The organism is Mycobacterium sp. SMC-15 (assembly GCF_045310925.1).
Taxonomy (GTDB): Bacteria; Actinomycetota; Actinomycetes; order Mycobacteriales; family Mycobacteriaceae; genus Mycobacterium.
This window is the reverse complement of sequence record NZ_JBJIAJ010000003.1, coordinates 203,363-221,695: the sequence shown is the minus strand read 5'-3', so window position 1 is coordinate 221,695 and position 18,333 is coordinate 203,363. Positions and strand designations below refer to the sequence as shown.

At 67.7% G+C, this 18,333-nt stretch carries 20 protein-coding genes and 1 pseudogene; 10 read left to right on the top strand and 11 right to left on the bottom strand.

What is annotated here, in order from left to right; translation table 11 throughout:
- The first annotated feature begins 21 nt into the window (after positions 1–21).
- Positions 22–1,257, top strand: a complete 1,236-nt coding sequence (locus ACJH71_RS06080) for a DUF58 domain-containing protein (RefSeq protein ID WP_406757270.1) — start codon at positions 22–24, stop codon at positions 1,255–1,257.
- Positions 1,257–1,703 carry a hypothetical protein gene (locus tag ACJH71_RS06075; protein WP_406757111.1) on the top strand — a complete coding sequence of 149 codons (447 nt, stop codon included), beginning with the start codon at positions 1,257–1,259 and terminating at the stop codon, positions 1,701–1,703. Before ACJH71_RS06080 ends, ACJH71_RS06075 begins: the two co-directional genes overlap by 1 nt.
- A gap of 4 nt (positions 1,704–1,707) precedes the next feature.
- Here the strand turns inward: ACJH71_RS06075 and ACJH71_RS06070 are convergent, their stop codons facing one another.
- Together ACJH71_RS06070 and ACJH71_RS06065 are read right to left on the bottom strand one after the other, a co-directional pair.
- The gene (locus ACJH71_RS06070; protein WP_406757110.1) at positions 1,708–2,838 is read right to left on the bottom strand and encodes a nitronate monooxygenase; all 1,131 of its coding nucleotides are present in this window, start codon (positions 2,836–2,838) and stop codon (positions 1,708–1,710) included.
- Positions 2,839–2,981: 143 nt separating this feature from the next.
- Positions 2,982–3,773: an HAD family hydrolase gene (locus tag ACJH71_RS06065; RefSeq protein WP_406757109.1), complete on the bottom strand. Its 792-nt coding sequence runs from the start codon at positions 3,771–3,773 to the stop codon at positions 2,982–2,984.
- Positions 3,774–3,890: 117 nt separating this feature from the next.
- Here ACJH71_RS06065 and ACJH71_RS06060 point away from each other — a divergent pair, with 117 nt between their 5' ends.
- The 4 genes from ACJH71_RS06060 (at position 3,891) to ACJH71_RS06045 (ending at position 7,567) form a co-directional block, all read left to right on the top strand.
- Complete coding sequence (locus tag ACJH71_RS06060; RefSeq protein WP_406757108.1) at positions 3,891–4,127, top strand: hypothetical protein; 237 nt, start codon at positions 3,891–3,893, stop codon at positions 4,125–4,127.
- A gap of 131 nt (positions 4,128–4,258) precedes the next feature.
- Complete coding sequence (locus ACJH71_RS06055) at positions 4,259–4,759, top strand: hypothetical protein (RefSeq protein WP_406757107.1); 501 nt, start codon at positions 4,259–4,261, stop codon at positions 4,757–4,759.
- 24 nt (positions 4,760–4,783) lie between these two features.
- A complete protein-coding gene (locus tag ACJH71_RS06050) occupies positions 4,784–6,058 on the top strand; it encodes a competence/damage-inducible protein A (RefSeq protein ID WP_406757106.1) in 1,275 nt (424 codons plus the stop codon).
- A 48-nt stretch (positions 6,059–6,106) separates the two neighbouring features.
- Entirely contained in the window at positions 6,107–7,567 is a 1,461-nt protein-coding gene (locus tag ACJH71_RS06045; RefSeq protein WP_406757105.1) for a lipase maturation factor family protein, read from the top strand.
- Positions 7,568–7,578: 11 nt separating this feature from the next.
- Here ACJH71_RS06045 and ACJH71_RS06040 read toward each other — a convergent pair whose 3' ends face one another.
- From ACJH71_RS06040 to dtd, 3 genes are all read right to left on the bottom strand, one after another.
- Positions 7,579–9,063: an HNH endonuclease signature motif containing protein gene (locus ACJH71_RS06040; protein WP_406757104.1), complete on the bottom strand. Its 1,485-nt coding sequence runs from the start codon at positions 9,061–9,063 to the stop codon at positions 7,579–7,581.
- Positions 9,064–9,176: 113 nt separating this feature from the next.
- A complete protein-coding gene (locus tag ACJH71_RS06035) occupies positions 9,177–9,605 on the bottom strand; it encodes a DUF2834 domain-containing protein (protein ID WP_406757103.1) in 429 nt (142 codons plus the stop codon).
- A gap of 46 nt (positions 9,606–9,651) precedes the next feature.
- The gene (dtd, locus tag ACJH71_RS06030) at positions 9,652–10,083 is read right to left on the bottom strand and encodes a D-aminoacyl-tRNA deacylase (protein ID WP_406757102.1); all 432 of its coding nucleotides are present in this window, start codon (positions 10,081–10,083) and stop codon (positions 9,652–9,654) included.
- Positions 10,084–10,136: 53 nt separating this feature from the next.
- Between dtd and ACJH71_RS06025 the strand changes: the two genes are divergently transcribed.
- The gene (locus ACJH71_RS06025) at positions 10,137–10,451 is read left to right on the top strand and encodes an MTH1187 family thiamine-binding protein (RefSeq protein ID WP_406757101.1); all 315 of its coding nucleotides are present in this window, start codon (positions 10,137–10,139) and stop codon (positions 10,449–10,451) included.
- Here ACJH71_RS06025 and ACJH71_RS06020 read toward each other — a convergent pair.
- The 5 genes from ACJH71_RS06020 to ACJH71_RS06000 all read right to left on the bottom strand — a co-directional run bounded on the left by ACJH71_RS06020 (position 10,444) and on the right by ACJH71_RS06000 (position 14,903).
- Positions 10,444–11,094, bottom strand: coding sequence for a M15 family metallopeptidase (locus tag ACJH71_RS06020; RefSeq protein WP_406757100.1), 651 nt, complete (start codon positions 11,092–11,094; stop codon positions 10,444–10,446). The genes ACJH71_RS06025 and ACJH71_RS06020 overlap by 8 nt on opposite strands.
- Positions 11,091–11,837: a peroxide stress protein YaaA gene (gene yaaA, locus ACJH71_RS06015; protein ID WP_406757099.1), complete on the bottom strand. Its 747-nt coding sequence runs from the start codon at positions 11,835–11,837 to the stop codon at positions 11,091–11,093. The genes ACJH71_RS06020 and yaaA overlap by 4 nt, the downstream gene beginning before the upstream one ends.
- Entirely contained in the window at positions 11,834–12,352 is a 519-nt protein-coding gene (locus ACJH71_RS06010) for a phosphatase PAP2 family protein (protein WP_406757098.1), read from the bottom strand. The genes yaaA and ACJH71_RS06010 overlap by 4 nt, the downstream gene beginning before the upstream one ends.
- Before the next feature lie 49 nt (positions 12,353–12,401).
- Entirely contained in the window at positions 12,402–12,848 is a 447-nt protein-coding gene (locus ACJH71_RS06005; RefSeq protein ID WP_406757097.1) for an STAS domain-containing protein, read from the bottom strand.
- Positions 12,849–12,947: 99 nt separating this feature from the next.
- Positions 12,948–14,903, bottom strand: coding sequence for a neutral/alkaline non-lysosomal ceramidase N-terminal domain-containing protein (locus ACJH71_RS06000; RefSeq protein WP_406757096.1), 1,956 nt, complete (start codon positions 14,901–14,903; stop codon positions 12,948–12,950).
- 194 nt (positions 14,904–15,097) lie between these two features.
- Between ACJH71_RS06000 and ACJH71_RS05995 the strand changes: the two genes are divergently transcribed.
- The 3 genes from ACJH71_RS05995 to ACJH71_RS05985 are packed head-to-tail and all read left to right on the top strand — an operon-like array spanning position 15,098 to position 18,144.
- Positions 15,098–16,378 carry an acyltransferase family protein gene (locus ACJH71_RS05995; RefSeq protein ID WP_406757095.1) on the top strand — a complete coding sequence of 427 codons (1,281 nt, stop codon included), beginning with the start codon at positions 15,098–15,100 and terminating at the stop codon, positions 16,376–16,378.
- A 21-nt stretch (positions 16,379–16,399) separates the two neighbouring features.
- Positions 16,400–17,113 (top strand): Rv0518 family GDSL lipase, encoded by a 714-nt coding sequence (locus ACJH71_RS05990; protein ID WP_406757094.1) that lies wholly within the window; start codon positions 16,400–16,402, stop codon positions 17,111–17,113.
- A 53-nt stretch (positions 17,114–17,166) separates the two neighbouring features.
- On the top strand, positions 17,167–18,144 hold the full coding sequence (locus ACJH71_RS05985) for an NAD-dependent epimerase/dehydratase family protein (RefSeq protein ID WP_406757269.1): 978 nt from the start codon (positions 17,167–17,169) through the stop codon (positions 18,142–18,144).
- Positions 18,145–18,159: 15 nt separating this feature from the next.
- On the opposite strand, the pseudogene ACJH71_RS05980 reads toward ACJH71_RS05985, so the two are convergent.
- Positions 18,160–18,315: pseudogene (locus ACJH71_RS05980) on the bottom strand (diguanylate cyclase); the annotation flags it as partial.
- Positions 18,316–18,333: the final 18 nt, after the last annotated feature.

The window sequence follows — 18,333 nt, the reverse complement described above, 5'->3', positions numbered from 1 at the left end:
TTCCATGAGGTGGATGTTGTCATGCATTGGCGGGCTTCGTCATTGGCCAAGGCGCTGGCCACCGGTGCCGCGCTGGCCCTGGTGGTGGCGGTGGGTGCATCGCGTTGGCAGCTGATCGCTTTCGCCGCGCCGCTGCTCGCAGTGCTGTGCTCGCTGAACAGTCAGCGCGGAGTTCCGGCGTTGCGCGTGCAGGCCACGCCCGCGGAGCAACGTTGCTTCGAAACCGAGTCGGTCGAATTGACGGTCGGCGCAACGGCATCGGATCCCGATCTGATCGACCTGAGTCTGGCGGTGACGGCGCATCCGGCGCTCATACTCGAGATCACCAAGTCGTCGACCGCGGCTGGAAGCCGAAAATCGGTGACTGCCACGGCCGAACGCTGGGGCCGCTATCCGATTCGCGCCACCGTGGATGCCGTGGGCCGGGGCGGTCTGTTGGTCGGGAGGGGAGCCGTCGACGTCGCCGAGGTCACCGTGTTCCCACCGGCGCCGCCACAGGCCACGCCGATCCCGCACAGCGACCTGCTCGATCGGGTCGGAACCCACCTGACCCGGCACCCGGGCCGCGGTGTGGAATACGCCGACATCCGCGCCTACGTACCCGGCGATCCGTTGCGCTCGGTGAATTGGCCGGTCAGCGCGCGACGCGGGAGCCTGCATGTGACCCGGCGGCTGACCGATCGTGGCGCCGACGTCGTGGTGCTGATCGACGCGTATCCGCAGCCCGCCGGCCCGGCGACCGAGGCGACCGAACGGTCGGTACTCGGTGCGGCGCAGGTGGTGCAGACCGCATTGCGCAACGGCGATCGTGCCGGAGTCGTCATTCTCGGTGGCCGCCACCCGCGCTGGGTCGGCGCGGAGATCGGGCAGCGCCAGTTCTACCGCATCGTCGATGCAGTACTGGGCGCCGCTGACCGCATCGAGTCGACAACCGGAACGTTGGCACCCCGGGCCGCGGTGCCGGCGGGCGCCCTGATCATCGCGTTCTCCACGCTGCTCGACACCGAATTCGCGTTGGCGCTGACCGATCTGCGCAAGCGGGGGCACGTGGTCCTCGCCGTCGACGTGCTGGCCGGCTCGCCCTTCGAGATTGAGCTGGATCCGTTGGTGGCCCGGATCTGGATGTTGCAGCGCAGCGCCATGTATCGCGACATGGCCACAGTCGGCGTTGACGTCGCCTCGTGGCCGCACGAACAGCCGCTGGAGCAGGCGATGCGCGTGGTGACGCAGCGGCGCAGGCCCGCGGCGGTGCGGTGATGACGCTTTCGTCCGGAGTCGACAGGCCCCTGCCGCTGGCGCTGTCGGGCCTGTGCGGTCTGGCGATGGTTGCAGTCGCTGGTTTGGGTGCCTCGGGTATGGCAGCGACCGCGGCGTTGCTGGCCGGTGGCGCGGTGCTACTCGGGCTGCGGTGGCGGGTGGCGGCGACGACGGCGGTGCTGCTCGTCGTCGTCGCGATCGGCCTGGCCGATTCGCCCAACGTTTCCGCGGCGGCGGCCGGACTGGCCGCGGTCGGCTACCTCGCGTTGCGGCACACCGGCACGGTGTCCCCACCGACAGCGATCTTCGCCCTCGGGTTCACCGCCGCGGGGTTGGTCGCGACGGTGTTCCCATGGCGGCTTCCTTGGCTACCGCTGTTGGCGCCTTTCGCGGTGTTCGGCCTCTACTGCGTTGCCGCACATCCGCTTATACGCGCCGAGCGGTAGCCGATCAGACGCCCGATGCTTCGTTGAGGGCTTCCAGGGTGCTGGTGGACTCGAGGTATTCCTGAATCCACCGCTCGATGACGGTCGCGGTCTTCTCCACCTTGGTGAACTGTCCGACGACCTGGCCGACCGGGTTGAACGCGACATCGACGCTCTCGTTCGGGTACTTGTTCGTGGCACGCACGGCCATACCGGAGACCATGTACTGCAGCGGCATGCCCAGCGGCTTCGGGTTCTCCGGAGCTTCCCACGCCTCGGTCCAGTCGTTGCGCAGCATCCGTGCCGGCTTGCCCGTGAAGGAGCGGCTGCGGACGGTGTCGCGACTGCCGGCCTTGATGTAGGCCGCGTGCTGGGCCTCGGTGTTCGAGGACTCCTCGACCATCAGCCACTGCGAACCGGTCCAGGCGCCCTGTGCGCCCAGCGCCAGCGCCGCAGCGATCTGCTGGCCGCTACCGATGCCGCCCGCCGCCAGCACCGGCACCGGTGCGACCGCCTTGACGACCTCGGGCCACAGCACGATCGAGCCCACGTCGCCGCAGTGTCCGCCGGCTTCGCCGCCCTGGGCGATGATGATGTCCACGCCGGCCGCGGCGTGCTTCTGGGCCTGTCGCGCGGAGCCGCACAGCGCGGCGACCTTGCGACCCGCCTCGTGGATGTGCTTGATCATGTCGGCCGGGGGAGTCCCGAGCGCGTTGGCGATCATCGTCACCTTCGGGTGCTGCAGCGCCACCTCGACCTGCGGGGTGGCGGTCGCCTCGGTCCAGCCGAGCAGCTGCAGGCTGTCCGCGTCGGCGCCCTCGACGGGCACGCCGTGTTCGGCGAGGAGCTTCTTGCCGAAGTCGAGGTGCTGCTGGGGAACCATCTTGCGCAGCGATTCGGCCAGTTCCTCGGCGGACTGTCCGGAGTCCATGCCCTCGTACTTGTTCGGGATGACGATGTCGACACCGTACGGGTGGTCGCCGATGTTCTCGTCGATCCACTTCAGCTCGATCTCGAGCTGCTCCGGGGTGAAGCCCACCGCGCCCAGCACCCCGAAACCGCCGGCCTTACTCACCGCGACGACCACGTCGCGACAGTGGGTAAAAGCGAAGATCGGGAACTCGATGCCGAGTTCGTCGCAGAGGGGAGTGTGCATGACGGACTCCTTCACGGGGCGTGGGATCGAAGTGAAACGTGTTCTAATTAAGTACCAGATGCGGCATCACGAGGCCAGTCGGGCCTAGGTGTGCTGGTGAAACCTAACACTACCGGCAATCGTGTCTTGGGGCATCGGGTAGGTCAGCGAGTGGAGAATGCGCGCAGCACCGCCACCCCGAAATCGGCCGCGCGGCGCCAGGACCGCCCGCCCGTGCGACCGGGGCCGGTGATGCGCAGTACCGGCCAGCCGTGCTGGGCGGCCAGCGCCGCCAGCCGGGGCCGGGGGTTGACCGGCCGAGGTCGGCCGACCAGCGCCATCAGAGCGGCGTCCTCGTCGCCATCGGCGTAGAAGAAGCTCTGGTCCAGGTCGACCCCGTTGGCAGTGCAGAACTCCTGCACGGTGGCCGCCTTCTGCGCCCCCCACACCACGGGCTTGACGATGTCACCGGTGAGGATGCCCCGGTCGTCGAGCTCGAAGCGATTGCACAGCACCTGCGCGATCCCCAGGAAGCGGGCCACCGGTTCGGCATGGATGGTCAGTGCCGAGGAACTCAGCACGACGGTGTGGCCACGCTGCTGATGCGCCCGCACGATCTCGCGCATGTGGGGATAGATCCGGCTGGTGATGTGGTCGGAGAACAGCCGCGCGCCGACGTCGTCGAGTTCACTGATGGACTCGCCGCGCAGATAACCCGCCGCGCGCACCAGCAATCGTTCGAATTGCATGCGTCCAAGGCGATACCGCACGGCAGCCTCGACGACGCCGAACACTTCACCGGCACGGGCTTGGCGTCGGCGGATCCGGTCGCCGGCATGTGCGGTGGCAGTGAACCCGGACACCAACGTGCCGTCCAGGTCGAAGAACGCCCCGATCCGGGCGCCCGGTTCGGTTCGGGCGACATCGGCGATCGGATCGCTCGGTACTGCGGTCATCGCCGTCGATGTTACGTCGGTGCCTCGTCGACCGGGCTGGTGTCGCGCCGCGCCGCAGGGGGAGGCATCTGGGCAGCTGATAGCGTGTTTGGCCTATGCGAAAAGAGGGTCGGCTTCATGACCAGTGAGACCACCGCGACCGACGCGCGGGAAACTTTGTCGGAAAAGGCAGAGCAGCAAGGCTGGCGGCGTACCCAGCGTGAGCGTGTCGATATCTACAGCCGCGGGATCTACCAGGTTCACGCGATTTGGCGCGACAGCACCACCATCAATGGCGGGGCCCACTACGAGGACGGCATCCTGCTGGCCTACACCACCGAACTCGCGAAGACGGCGAGCTGGTTGGCCCGCTGACGCCGGCTCGGTAACTGCCGCGGCTCCGGTTCGCAACGGTTGCATAAACGCCCCTCGTGTCACACAGGCATCAGTTTTCACACGGCTAACTTCGGTCCCGACCTTGTAGTTGTTGGGATTGGGGAAAAGCCATGTCACGAATCCGTAAGTACCTGACCGCCGCGGCCGGCGCCGCGGCGGGACTGTTCATTGCCGCGCTGGCGTCCAGCGCCACCGCCAACGCCGACACGGTGCCGATCAACCCGGGGCTGCCCGGCGTGGTCGAGCAGATGGTCGCGTCCTCGACGAGCCTCCCGCAGCAATTGCTGCAGACCACTACGTCGGCCTTGAGCGGCACCACCTTCGCTCCGCCCGCGACGCCGGGCCAAGCACCGCTGGCGACCGCGACCTTCAACGTGCCGCCGTCGCCGAGTGCGATGCCGCAGCAGCAGGCCTCGGCCACCGGCCTGCCCGGTTTGGGGAACCTTCCGGCGAGCCTGAGCTCGGTCCTGCCGTTCCCGATGCCGAACTTCGGCGGTCCGGCGCCGGTGGCGGCGGCGCCGACGGCGTTCGCACCCACCGGGTATCTGCCGACCGTTCCGGTTGCTCCGGCGTCGCCGATGGAGGTCATGCTGATTCCGGGCTTGCCCTGACGCTGACTGCGTAATCTCGGACCGGTGAGCGCACGCGCAGGAATCGTCGTCACCGGTACCGAGGTACTCACCGGACGTGTGACCGACCGGAACGGACCGTGGTTGGCTGATCGGCTCCTGGAACTGGGAGTCGAGTTGGCGCACATCACGATCTGTGGCGACCGGCCCAGGGACATCGAGAGTCAGCTGCGGTTCCTGGCCGCCGAGGGTGTGGACTTGATCATCACCAGCGGCGGCCTGGGGCCGACGGCCGACGATCTGACGGTCGAGACCGTCGCCAGGTTCTGCGGTCGTGACGTCGTGCTCGACGACGAGCTGGAAGCCCGGATCGCCGACATCATCAAACCCATGATGGCGCGCTACACGGGTCCGGGCGCTCCGGATTTCGCGACGGTCCGGGCAGCCAATCGCAAACAGGCGATGGTCCCGGCCGGCGCGACGATCCTGGACCCGGTAGGCACCGCGCCCGGCGTGGTGGTGCCCGGCACGCCGACAGTTGTGGTGCTGCCGGGACCACCTCGCGAGCTGCAGCCGATGTGGCACAAGGCGATACAGACGGCGGCGGTGAAGGAGGCGCTGGCCGGGCGGACGCATTACGAGCAGCAGATGATCCGGATGTTCGGCTTGCCCGAATCCGGCCTGGCTGACACGCTGCGCCACGCGCAGGATGTCATCGGTGATTTCCACCGGCTGGAGATCACCACCTGCCTGCGCCGCGGTGAACTGGAGATCGTCACGCGCTACGAACCGGACGCCGCCGGCGCCTACGACCAGTTGCTCGCATTGCTCCGTGAGCGGCATTCGCGCGCGATCTTTTCCGAAGACGGTTCGCAGATCGACGATCTGGTGGCGGCGTTGTTGTCCGGTCGACAGATCGCGACCGCCGAATCCTGCACCGCGGGCCTGCTGGCGGGTCGGCTGGCCGACCCACCGGGCGCCTCGAATTACTTGGCCGGCGGGGTGGTGTCCTATTCCAATGAGGCGAAGATCGAACTGCTCGGCGTCGACGCCGCATTGATCGCCGAACACGGTGCGGTGTCCGAGCCGGTGGCCGAGGCCATGGCCGCCGGTGCGCTGCGCCGCTTCGGTGCCGACACCGCCGTGGCGATCACCGGCATTGCCGGGCCCGGCGGCGGAACGCCGGACAAACCGGTGGGCACGGTGTGCTTCTGTGTGGCGCTCGGTGACGGCCGGATGACCACGCGGACCACCAGGTTGCCTGGGGACCGGGCCGACGTCCGGGAACGCTCGACGACGGTGGCCATGCATCTGCTGTACCGCGCACTGTCAACCGGCTGATTCCTGCCCCGACCGGTGGTATGAACATCACACCGAGGAGTTGCAGGTGTGAGCACACAGTGGGCGTGGTTGAGCGGTTCCGGGTACTGGCTGGGACGGCTGGTCCTCGAACGCGGGATCGCGGCCATCTACGTCATCGCCTTTGTGGCCGCCGCACGGCAGTTCCGCGCCCTGATCGGCGAACACGGCATGACGCCGGTACCGCAGCATCTGCGACGCCGCCCGTTTCGACTGACACCCAGCATCTTTCATCTGCATTACTCGGATCGGTTCTTTGCTTTCGTGTGCTGGCTGGGTGCGGGACTGGCCGCGGCTCTGGTGGTGGGCGCTGGAGAACTGGTTCCGCTGTGGGCGGTGATGGCCCTCTGGCTGCTGTTGTGGGGGCTGTATCTGTCGATCGTCAACGTCGGCCAGACGTGGTACGCGTTCGGCTGGGAGTCGATTCTGCTGGAAAGCGGGTTGCTGGCCGTCTTCCTGGGCAACGACCGCGTTGCACCGCCAGTGCTCATCATGTGGCTGTCCCGTTGGCTGCTGTTCCGCATCGAGTTCGGCGCTGGCCTGATCAAGCTGCGGGGCGATTCTTGCTGGCGCGACCTGACCTGCCTTTACTACCACCACGAGACCCAGCCGATGCCCGGCCCGTTGAGCTGGCTCTTCCACCAGCTGCCCAAACCGTTGCACCGCATAGAGGCCGCGGGTAACCACGTCGCTCAACTGGCGGTGCCGTTCGGGTTGTTCGCTCCGCAGCCCATTGCAGGCGTGGCCGCCGCGATCATCATCGTCACCCAGTTGTGGCTGGTGGCCTCGGGCAACTTCGCCTGGCTGAACTGGATCACGATCGTTTTGGCCGCCGGGGCTCTCGACGAATCGTGGTTCACTGGAACGATTTCGGGACTGAAGCCCCCGGAGATGCCTAATGCCCCGACGTGGTTCGCCGCGCTGGTGATGGTGTACGCGGCAGCGGTCGTGGTACTGAGCTACTGGCCAGTGCGCAACATGGCATCGCGCAATCAGCGCATGAATGCCAGCTTCAACCCGCTTCATCTGGTCAACAGCTACGGCGCGTTCGGGACTGTTGGCCGCTCCCGTCGGGAGCTGGTGATCGAGGGAACGGCGGAGGCGGATCCCACCGAGGGAACCGTCTGGCAGGAGTACGAGTTCAAGGGAAAACCCGGTGCAGTGGACCGACTTCCGCATCAATGGGCGCCCTACCATCTTCGCCTGGACTGGCTGATGTGGTTCGCCGCGCTCTCGCCCCGGTACGGGTTGGCGTGGCGTGATGCGCTGCTGCAGCGGTTACTGCGCAACGACCGGGACACGTTACGTCTGTTGCGCTACAACCCATTTCCGGATAGTCCACCATATTTCGTCCGGATTCTGCTCTACGAGTACCGCTTCACCACGTGGGCCGAGCGGCGACGGGACGGGGCCTGGTGGCATCGCACTCTTATAGGCGTCTATCTGTCCCCGGTCTCGGCGAGCGTGCCAGCGCCGCCGAGCCCCCGTTAGTGCTGCGGCAGTCACCCAGCTGCGGGCCAATCGTCGATGCGCGGTGGCTGTTCCTCGGGCAGATCGCCATCATTGTCAGGCTTTGGGTTGGCCCGGGTGTGGTAGTCGATGACGGCTTCGATGAAATGAAAGGGATTGGTTCGGGGTTGGCCGCGTTCAAGTTTCGGTGGGGGAATCCATGCGACGCGCCCGTCGTCTCCGAGGGTGGTGGTCCAGCCTTGCTCGGTCGCCATCCGGTTATCGGGTGCACACGCCAACGCGAGGGCGTCGACGTCGGTTTGTCCGTTGTGGGCCCAGTCCTGTTCGATATGATGCGCCTGGGATAAATACCCCGATACGGTGCAACCGGGTCGCGTGCAGCCGCGATCTCGGGCATGCAGCACGATGCGCTGATCCGCTGAGGCGAGCCGCTTGCTACGCCCCAGCCAGAGCGCCCGGCCCTTGCCGTCGAACACGCTCAAGTAGTGGTAACTGTGCCCGGCCATCCGCAACAGATCGGTCATCGGCAGCAGCGACCCTCCGGCGGTGTGGGCCTTGCCGGTGGCGGCGGAGTCGATCACCGGTGCGTGGCCGGCTGCGGCGTGTAGCTCGGCCAGGGTGGTCGAGATGATGACGGTCACCGGCAGCCCGTTGAGTTGGCCGAGGTCTCCGCAGGCGAGCACTGCGCGGCAAGCGGCGAGTAGGGCGTCGTGGGTGCGTTGATCGGGTCGGCGATCATCACGCTGGATCTGCTGCTGGGATGGGGTACCACTGACACAGGGCTGTTCGTCGGCGGCATTGCACATACCGGGGGCGGCGAGTTTGGCCAGGATCGGCTCCAGGGTGGCTCGCAGCTCCGGTGTGATGCGCCCCGACAGTGAACTCATCCCATCGATGCCCTGCCGGCCGAGCCGCAGCCCGCGCCGGGCCAGGCGTTCCCGGTCGGTGAAATCCCCATCCGGGTCCAGGACGGCCACCAGATGCTCGGCTAGGCGCTGGAAGGTTTCCGGCCCGAATTGGCTCGCCAGCACTGCGAGGTCACGCTCGGCCCGCTGGCGATAGGTAGCGCTGACCGTGGCCGGTATTTTCGCCAACGCCTTGCGGGCGATCACCATATGCTCCGGCCCGATCCGACCCATAGCCTGTGCGGCGGCCAGTTCCGGCAAGGCCGGCTCCAAGGGTTCCCCGGTCACCGCGGCGCGTGGACCCAACTCAGCGGCCTCCGCTAATCGACGCCGCGCGCTCGCGCTGCTGATCCGCAACCGCTCGGCCAATGCCTTGGTCAGCGAGCATGCCCCCAAAGCGCCGGGATCGCCGTCGGTGACCAGCCGGGCCAGGATCCGGTGATCGACCACCGGTGCCCGCCACGCCAACGCTTCCCGGCGGGCCAGCACCGCGACCAACTCCTCGGCATTCAAGGCATCCAGCGAGCACTGTTCGAGCTGGGCATAGGCGGCCTCGATCGCGTCCAGGCACCCCAGAAGGGTGTCCCGATCCGCGATCGCATTCCTACCCATGTATCGAACAATAGTTCGATGGTCTGACAGGGGAGCCGGCTGATCAAGGTCTGTTGACAGGATCGCCAACTGTGGATAGCCGTGGCCACTGGGGAACGCCGACCGTCGCGGCCCTACCGCGTATCGACCCACAGGGTGGCGCCGACCAGCACCAGCGTGACCACGGCCAGCAGTGCCGTATCGAGCGCACCCAGCCGTGGCGCCGATGCACCCTCGGCGGCCAGCCGACGTTCGCGGGCGATCAGAAACAACGGGAACGTGAAACTGATGGCAGTGAGGAAGCCGCCGAAGATATAGGCCCAGACGAACCGCACGTTGTGCTTGCGGGCCTCGGCGACCATCAACACCGCCGCCGACAGAAACAGCATCAGGATGTCGGCGGTTATCGAGCGTGATGCCGGTGTCACTACGGTGTCCGGCAGCCACCGGGAGAAAAACGAGTCGGTCCCTTGGTAGGCCAGATTCTGGCTCCAGGTGGCAACCAACGCGGCAACGGCAATCACGGCGTAGACGCCACAACGGACCTTGGCGGCTGTATTCATCGGGCCACGTTAGCGTCCACGGCACCGGGCGCAGTGCGGTTTCGGCTCAGAGCTCGAGCAGCACTGTCACCGGGCCGTCGTTGACCAATTCCACCTGCATATGCGCCCCGAACTGCCCGGTCGCCACCTGCGCGCCCAAGCCTCGCAGTGCCTCGGCGAACTCGGCGACCAGCGGTTCGGCGACCGGGCCCGGGGCCGCGGCATTCCACGATGGCCGCCGCCCCTTGGCGGTGTCGGCGTAGAGCGTGAACTGGCTGACCACCAGAATCGGCGCACCCACATCGGCTGCCGACTTCTGATCGTCGAGAATGCGCAACTGCCAAAGCTTTTCGGCGAGCCGCCGCGCCGTGGCGGAATCGTCGGCGTGGGTCACGCCGACCAGAGCGAGCAGACCCTGGCCGTCCGGCTCGATCGCGCCGACCGTCTGACCGTCGACCTTGACGCGGGCCGATGAGACACGCTGGACCAGAACTCGCACGGCCTCGATGCTAAGTAGGCTTGCGGTGGTGCCTTCCGGGAGGGGTGAGTCGCGTGTCGGTCTTGGTTGCGTTCTCGGTTACGCCGCTCGGTGTGGGGGAGGGAGTCGGCGAGATCGTCGCGGAAGCGGTGCGCGTCGTTCGGGAGTCGGGACTGCCCAATCGCACCGATTCCATGTTCACCGTGATCGAAAGCGACACCTGGGCCGAAGCGATGGCTGTGGTGCAACGGGCGGTGGAAGCGGTAGCGGCCCGCTCACCTCGGGTCAGCACGGTGATCAAAGCCGACTGGCGAGACGGCGCGGTCGACGCCATGCACACCAAGGTCGAATCGGTGGAACGGCACCTGGCGGCGCCGCCACCTAATTGACCGGCACGTCGAGGATCGGGCGCCCCACGTCGGCGCCGGGGCCGTTGAAATGCCACCACTCGCCCGAATACACAGCCAGACCACCGGCACTCATCGCGTCACGCAGGGCGGCCCGCTCGGCCGCGGCGCGAGCGCTGATCCCGTCGGCGAATGCCGTTGCGGCCGGCGAGAAGTCATCGAATCCGGTGCCCATCTCCGACAGCCGCCCATACGCGTCGGCGGTGGTCACGTCGACCGACCGCCCGGTCTCGTGGCTGCGGGCCAGCGATCCCGGCCGGGCCACCCAGTTCGGGTTCGGCACCACTTCGAACATCCGCACCTGCACGTTGTGTGGCCGGTAGCAGTCCCAGAACACCAGAATTCGGCCTCGGCTGCGCAGCGCGGCGCCCGCCGTGGCCAACCCCGGCGCCATCGACTCGTGCACCAGACACCGAGCGTTGGACGGGTAGAGCTGTTCGCCCACAAAGTTGTTCGCGGTGGCATATCGCAGATCGATGATCGCGTCCGGCACCGCGGTGCGGACATCCACGAACCCGGCGGCGCCGGCCTTCGGGCTGACCGGCGGCACCGCCGGGGCGGCGGATGCCAGGCCGGTAGCCGATCCCGCCATGATCAGCGCGATCGCGGCCAGCCTCCCGATCATGCGGCCACCACGATCGTCAGCCGACGGACGTCGCGTTCCACCCGCATCCCGGCCCGCCGAGCTATGGCGGCCACCGCGGCGGCATCATCGGGTTCGGTCCTGGTGGTGGCCAGGACCCGCGCCAATTGGCCCTTGTGCGCTTTGTTGAAGTGACTCACCGAGACTCGTCGCCCATCGGGGTGCTCGGCGACCACGTCGACGCGAACGGAGCCCGGAACGGCGGCCAGTGCCGCATAGGAACCGGACCTCAGATCGACGACCAGCTCGGCCGCGGCGATCTCGGCCAGCACCGGTTCCAGCACCGGCCGCCAGCGCTTGACCAATCCCGGTTGGCCGGGCAGCTTCGAGGACGCCGAGAGGCGGTAGGCGGGCACCGGATCCGTGGCCCGCAACAGCCCGAACAAAGCGGAACCCACGGCCAACCGGGCGCCGGCCCGGGCGGCAGCGGCGCCGCGCAACGAGTCGACGTCCAGTGCCTCGTACAGCACGCCCGTATAGCGGTTGATCGCCGGCGCGGTGGGAGCGGTACGCAGTGCGGCGTTGCGCTCGATCTCGGCGTCCTGCGACGCCGACAACCCCAGTGCGCTGCGGCTGGCCGCGCGATCAGCGGCCAAACCCACCAGCTCGTCGACCAGTTCCGCCCTCAGGCCGGTGAGTTCCGGAGACGCCAATGCATCGAGGCGCAGCGGTGGTCCGTCGCCGCCGGCGCGTTTGGTCTCCGACGGGGGCAGCAGCACGATCACAGCGCAGACGTTAACCGAGCCGTTCCACAGACCAGCGCGGTGGCGAGCATCGCCGCACCCACGGTGTCGGTGAAGAAGTGGTAGCCGCAGGCCACCAACCCGAGCATGCCCAGCAGGCTGACCAGCGCGGCTGCGGTCAGGGCCCACGGTCGGGCCACCTTCGAACCGGCCACCACGACCATCATGCCAAGCACCGCCACCAACAGCGCGGTGTGGCCGCTGGGGTATTCGAGGTAGGGCCCATTACGCCGGTCGAAGAGATGCTTGAGTGCCATGGTGGCGACGGTGACCGCGAACGGGCAGGCCAGCACCGCGGCCGCCAAAGCCCACTGCCTGCGCGATAAGGCCACCGCCAGGCACGCCACCGTCACCCCCAACACCAACCAGCCGCTGGTGAAGATCAGCAGCCACCGGGGCTGCTCGCCGATCAGGGTGAAGGTGGCGTGACTGAACCAGTTATCGATGGGTGTCGAGCCGCGGCCCACCGCCCAGCCGAGGGCCAATGTCGCCAGCACGCCGACCGGCGGCCACCAGCGCAGGGCGGTGGCGAGGCTCCGACCTATCTCAGGCCGACTTCTGGAACAGCGGCAGCAGCATCTGGCGGCGCTGGTCGTTGCCGTCGGCAAGGGCGTGCAGCGCCTGGTCCACCGAGCGTGACGTCGGGAACATGGCGTCCTCGTCGAAGTCGCCGAGCAGTTCCCGGACCGGCGAGCTCTCGATGAGGGTCCACTCCACGCCCGCGGCACGGCAGTCGCCGTCCAGGACGCACAGCAGCCAGATGCCGGCGGCGGCGAACGAGGTGACCCCGCTCAGGTCGAGCACCAGCGGCTCCTTCGCAAGGACGAAGCGCCGGGCGTGTTCGCTGAGCTGGTCCACGTTGCTGGCATCGATCCGGCCCCGGATCGCGATCACCGTCGCGAGGTGACGGTAGTGCGCCCGAATCTGCGCCTCGCCGCACTCGACGACCGGGTTGATCCGAGCAGTGCCTCGTGTAGTGATCTCGATTGCCATGCCAGCCCCCGCCTTCCATGTCGATCGTTGTCGGCAGCTGTGCCGACCTCGATGTTTCCCGACGTTATGCGGCGAAGTTAAGGCCTCTTGGGCGGCCGATTAACGCTTTGGTGAGATCTCGAACGGCTCGGTTGCCCCGGTGAACGCACTGATACGCCCGTCTCGGTCCAACGCGTCGCCGTCATAGCGAAGCCGGTACCGCCCGGCGGCGGTGCTTTCGGGAATCGCCCAGGTCACGGTGATGGTCGACCCGCGCCGGCCGGCGCGTCGCCAGCGGAAGGTCGTCGACCAGTCGCTGTCGTCGGCCACGGTGGTCCACCCGTCGCCGCTCTGCTGCTCCACCCGCACATAGGTGCCGCCGCGGTGCAGATCATTGTTCGGGTACGCGCCGGCGAACACCGCCGAGACCGTGGCACCCGGAAGGTACGCCGGCTGTGGAGCTTCCAAGACATCGCCGAACCGCTGACCGGCGGCCAGCGCATCCGGTTTTGCCCGGCGACGTGACCGCCGCCGGCGGGACGGCTCGGCGGGGCGCCGGCCTTCGGGCGCCGGCCGCCGCTCCCGCATCGCCGTGGCCAGCTCGGCCACCACCTGCTGCAGTGCGGGCAGCTCCCAGCGCCCGAACAGCGTGCTGCCACCCTCGTAGCGCTGCTCGTCGTATTCCTCCGGCGTCGTCACGTAGTGCAGATAGCCGTTGCTGTAGCCCGCCACCAGCACGTCTCGCAGTTCGGCGCCGACGATCTCGGCCACCGTGCGGCGCAACCGCAGACCAGCCACGATGGTCACTTCGGCCGGAATGCCGATCAGGTACAGCTGCCCGATGCGCAGCAGCTGCACCGGTCCGCCCTCGGGCATCAGCATCGACAGCGCCTTGTTCAGCCGGGTTCCCGGCCCTACCGCGCCCTTCGGCGCCTGCGCGTCGCGCAGTCGGGGGGAGAGCCGGAACACCGTGTTGGCGACCAGGCCGTCGAAGATGCGATTTCGGCCCTGCTTGAACACGGGGTACAACGGGCCGGCACCCTCGTCGGTGCCGGCCAGGCACGACGCGCCCGCGATCGCGGGCCCGGTGCGGTGGGTCCGGCCGTCACCGGTGAACTCGGGCCGGACCTCGAAGTCCGTCAGGTCGACGTAGGTGGTGCGGGCGTCCAGACCCCCGGTGACCTCGGTGCCGTGCCCCAGCGTCAGTTCGGTGGCCGCGGCGGCTTGGCGGGACCCGATGATTCGGGTGTTCTCGAACTCGTCCTCGGTGGGGCCGCTGCCGGGGCGATGGTTCAGATTCGGCGACATGTCGCCGGAGTTGGTCTGGGCGAAGGCCGCGATGAAGTCCGGTGGCGTGGCTGCCAGATAGTCGACGCCGTGGTCCAGGCGTTCGCACTGGTAGGCGGCGTAGCCCTTGTTGTCCCCGCTGATCAACGTGTTGCGGTTGGTCATGGACGTGCCGTGGGTGGCGAACCAGTTCACCGCACCGACCAGCCGGCCGTCGCGCTCGATGCGCAGCAAGGTGGTCTGCGGGTCGATCTTGTCCGGGAAGTGGGCGCGTTCGGGCTCGGGGTTGCGGGCGAACGACGACGGCGAACGGTTGCTGCTGGCATCGTGCAGGCGGCCCACGGCAAGACTCAAGCTGGCGGGAGCCAGGTCGGCGTGCGCCCCGTCGACGGCTTCGCAGATCCCATCGACGATCGCGTTGAAGGTCTGGTGCCGGAACCCGTTGGTGTTCGAGTTGTAGAGCCGGTGGTCGGAGTAACCGCCAGGGCCGCAATGGGTGTGCGTCGCCGTCAGCATCACGTTGTGGAACGTGTACAGGTCGCCATAGGTCGCGGCCAGGCGTTCGAGCACGTCGTGGTGCACGCTTTCCAGCAGCAGCGGCACCTCGCAGACCACCAGTAGCAGCCGGGTGCCGGCGGCCGCGTCGGCGATGACGAACGCCCGCGCGCGCAGCCGGTTGTGCAGTCCGTCGGTCTGCTGTGAGGCCACGCCGTAGCCGAGCATTCCGCACTCGGCCGGCTCGCCGGTGATGTCGGCGATTCCGCGCCCAACCTGGTAGTCGTCTGGCATCGCTACAGTATTCACAACCGCCCCGTCGGTATCGTCGCCGACGTGCCCGGCTGATTACTTCACCCGGGACGGTCCCGCTGCTAGTCTTCGATGGCTGCCGGCTACCGGGTTGCGGCTGCCGATCACCGGGCCGTCTCGGCGGGCCCGCACCCGAGGCAGCCAGGACATGCGGAATCACCCGGCGAAAGAGTGTTGTGCGCAGCGGAGAGATCAAGGCCCTGACCGGGCTTCGCATCATCGCCGCGGTGTGGGTGGTGCTGTTTCACTTCCGGCCCTTGCTGCGATTGGCGTCCCCGGAGCTGAGCGATGCGCTCGCCCCGGTGCTCGACCGTGGTGCTCAGGGCGTCGACCTGTTCTTCATCCTCAGTGGTTTCGTACTGACCTGGAACTACCTGGAGCGAATGGGGGAGACGTTCTCCGCACGCGCCACGGTGCACTTCTTGTGGTTGCGCCTGGCCCGGGTCTGGCCGATTTACCTGGTCACGATGCACCTGGCGCTGCTGTGGGTCATCTTCACGTTGCACGTCGGGCATGTCCCCACCGAGGATCTCAGCCGGATCACCGCGATCAGCTATGTGCGCCAGGTCCTGCTGGTGCAGTTGTGGTTCGAGCCGTTCTTCGACGGGTCGAGTTGGGACGGTCCGGCCTGGTCGATCAGTGCCGAGTGGCTGGCCTATCTGTTGTTCGGGGTGCTGGTGCTGGCGGTGTACCGGATGATGCGGGTGACCTCGGCGCGCGGGCTGGCGGCGTTGGCGATCATCGCTTCGCTCCCGCCGCTGCTGCTGTTGCTGGCGACCGGCCAGTTCTACAGCCCGTGGAGCTGGTTGCCGCGCATCGTCATGCAGTTCACCGCGGGCGCGCTGGCCTGTGCCGCGGTGCGCAAGATCAACCCGACGGACCGGTTCCGCCGTGCCGCGGGCTATTGCTCCGCACTGCTCATCGTCGCGATGGTCGGTGTCCTGTACTACTTCGACGGCCACCCGATCTCGGGGCTCTACGACAGCGGCGGCCTGGTCGATGTGCTGTTCGTGCCGCTGGTGATGGCCCTGGCGATCGGCATCGGCAGCCTTCCGGCGCTGTTGTCCACCCGCGTGATGGTCTACGGCGGGCAGATCTCGTTCTGCCTGTACATGGTCCACGAGCTGGTGCACACGTCCTGGAATTGGGCGGCACAGCAATTCGAGATTGTGCTCGACGAGGGGGCGACCGCGGCCAAGTGGATGGTGTGCGGCTTGCTGGTGGCGGCGACGCTGCTCTCGATGCTGCTGTTCCACGCTGTTGAAGAGCCCGGTCGGCACTGGATGCGCAAGATGATCGGCGCCCGGCCCGAGTCGGCCCAGGTGACACCGACCGAAGATCCCCTGGCGGTCGAACCGGTGGAGCCGGACGGCTTGGATGACCTGGACGATTCGAACGACTCGGACGACGGTGTCCTAGGCGAACCCAAGGTCGCGGTTCCGGCTAGTCTTCGCTGAAGTTGATTGGGGGAGGTAGCCGTGAGTCGGGTGATGGCGTTCGCCGTCGTGATGGTGGCCGGAGTCGTCGCGGTGGTGGCAGGGACCGGTTACCTGACGCGCGATCACGAGTCGCCGCGCCACTACGAGACGGTGCCGCTGAGTGCCTCCCCGAATCGGATTGCGGTGGTCGGTGACTCCTACACCGCCGGCTACGAGGACACCGGCCGCGGTGCGGCGAACTGGACCGAGCGGGCATGGCAGAACCTGGCCGGCCGCGGGGTGTACGTCAGTGCCGACGTGGCCGCCGAGGGCGGTGCGGGTTACGGCGTGCGCGGCAACCGCGGCGCCCTGTACGGCGACCTGACCCGCCGCGCGGTGCAACCCGACGACGCGCTGGTGGTGTTCTTCGGCTCGCGTAACGACCAGGACGTCGATCCGGGCGAGTTGGGCCGACTGATCGCCGACACCCTGGGCTTGGCCCGCCGGACCGCGCCGGGGGCGCGGATGCTGGTGATCGGGCCGCCGTGGCCCACCGCCGACGTCCCGGGCAACGTGTGGCGGATCCGCGATGTCCTCAGTACCGAGGCGCGCGTGGTCGGTGCGGAGTTCGTCGATCCGCTCGCCGAGCGGTGGTTCGTCGGCCTGCCCGACCTGATCGGTCCGGACGGTGTACACCCCACCGACGCCGGTCACGCCTACATGGCCGACAAGATCGCACCGTTGATCGCGGGACAGCTGCCGAAACGGACTTAGCGCAAAACCGGACGAAATCGGGCTGTCCTCAGCAGTATTGGCGAATGGACACCATGCGCGTACTGATCACCGGTGGCACTGGATTCGTAGGAGGCTGGACCGCCAAGGCGATCGCCGATGCCGGGCACCGGGTGCGGTTCCTGGTCCGAAACCCCGCGGGGCTGCACAGCAGCGTGGAGCGGCTGGGTGTCGATGTGTCCGACTACGTCGTCGGTGACATCACCGACGCGGACTCGGTGCGCGAGGCTCTGCGCGGCTGCGATGCGGTCATACACGCTGCCGCCGTGGTGGCCACCGATCCACGCCAGACGGCGCAGATGCTGGCCACGAACTCGGCCGGCGCCCACAACGTGCTCGGCGGAGCGGTCGAGCTGGGGCTGGACCCGATCATTCACGTCTCCAGTTTCACTGCGCTGTTTCACCCGGGACTGACGATGCTGCGGGCTGACCTGCCGGTGGCCGGGGGCGCTGACGGATATGGACAGTCGAAAGCCCGTGAAGACCTCTACGCGCGCGGACTGCAGGACGCAGGTGCCCCCGTCAACATCACCTATCCGGGCATGGTGCTCGGGCCGCCGGTCGGAGACCGGCTGGGGGAGGCCGGCGAAGGTGTACGCGCCGCGCTGCAGATGCATGTCATCCCCGGGCGCGGCAGTGCCTGGATGGTGATCGACGTTCGTGACCTCGCGGCAATGCATCTCGCGCTGCTGGAGCCGGGCCGGGGCCCGCGCCGCTACATGGCCGGTGGCCAGCGGGTACCGCCGGGAGAGTTGGCGAGCCTGCTGCAAGAGCTGTCGGGTTCGCCCATGGTCGCGCTGCCGATACCGGACGTCGCGCTGCGCTGGGCGGGCCGCGTCTTGGATCAAGTCGAGCAGGTGCTGCCGATCTCGACTCCGTTCACCGAGGCCGGGATGCAGTACTACACCCAGATGCCCGAATCCGATGACACCCCTGCCGAGCGTGAGCTCGGCATCGTGTTCCGAACCCCTCGGGAAACACTGGCCGACACCATTGCGGGGATCCGCGGTTAGCCGCGTTCTCGGGGCCTACTCGGGCCAGGGGTTGTTGAGGATCAGTTCGGCGAAGTTGACGGGCATGAACTCGGGGTCGAAATGAGCGAGGACATCGGCGTTCATGGTGCCGAAGGTGCTCTGCGGCCCATGCTTCATACCGGCGTTGAAAGCCGCCAGAATCCGCCGCTTGACGTAGTCGCGACATAA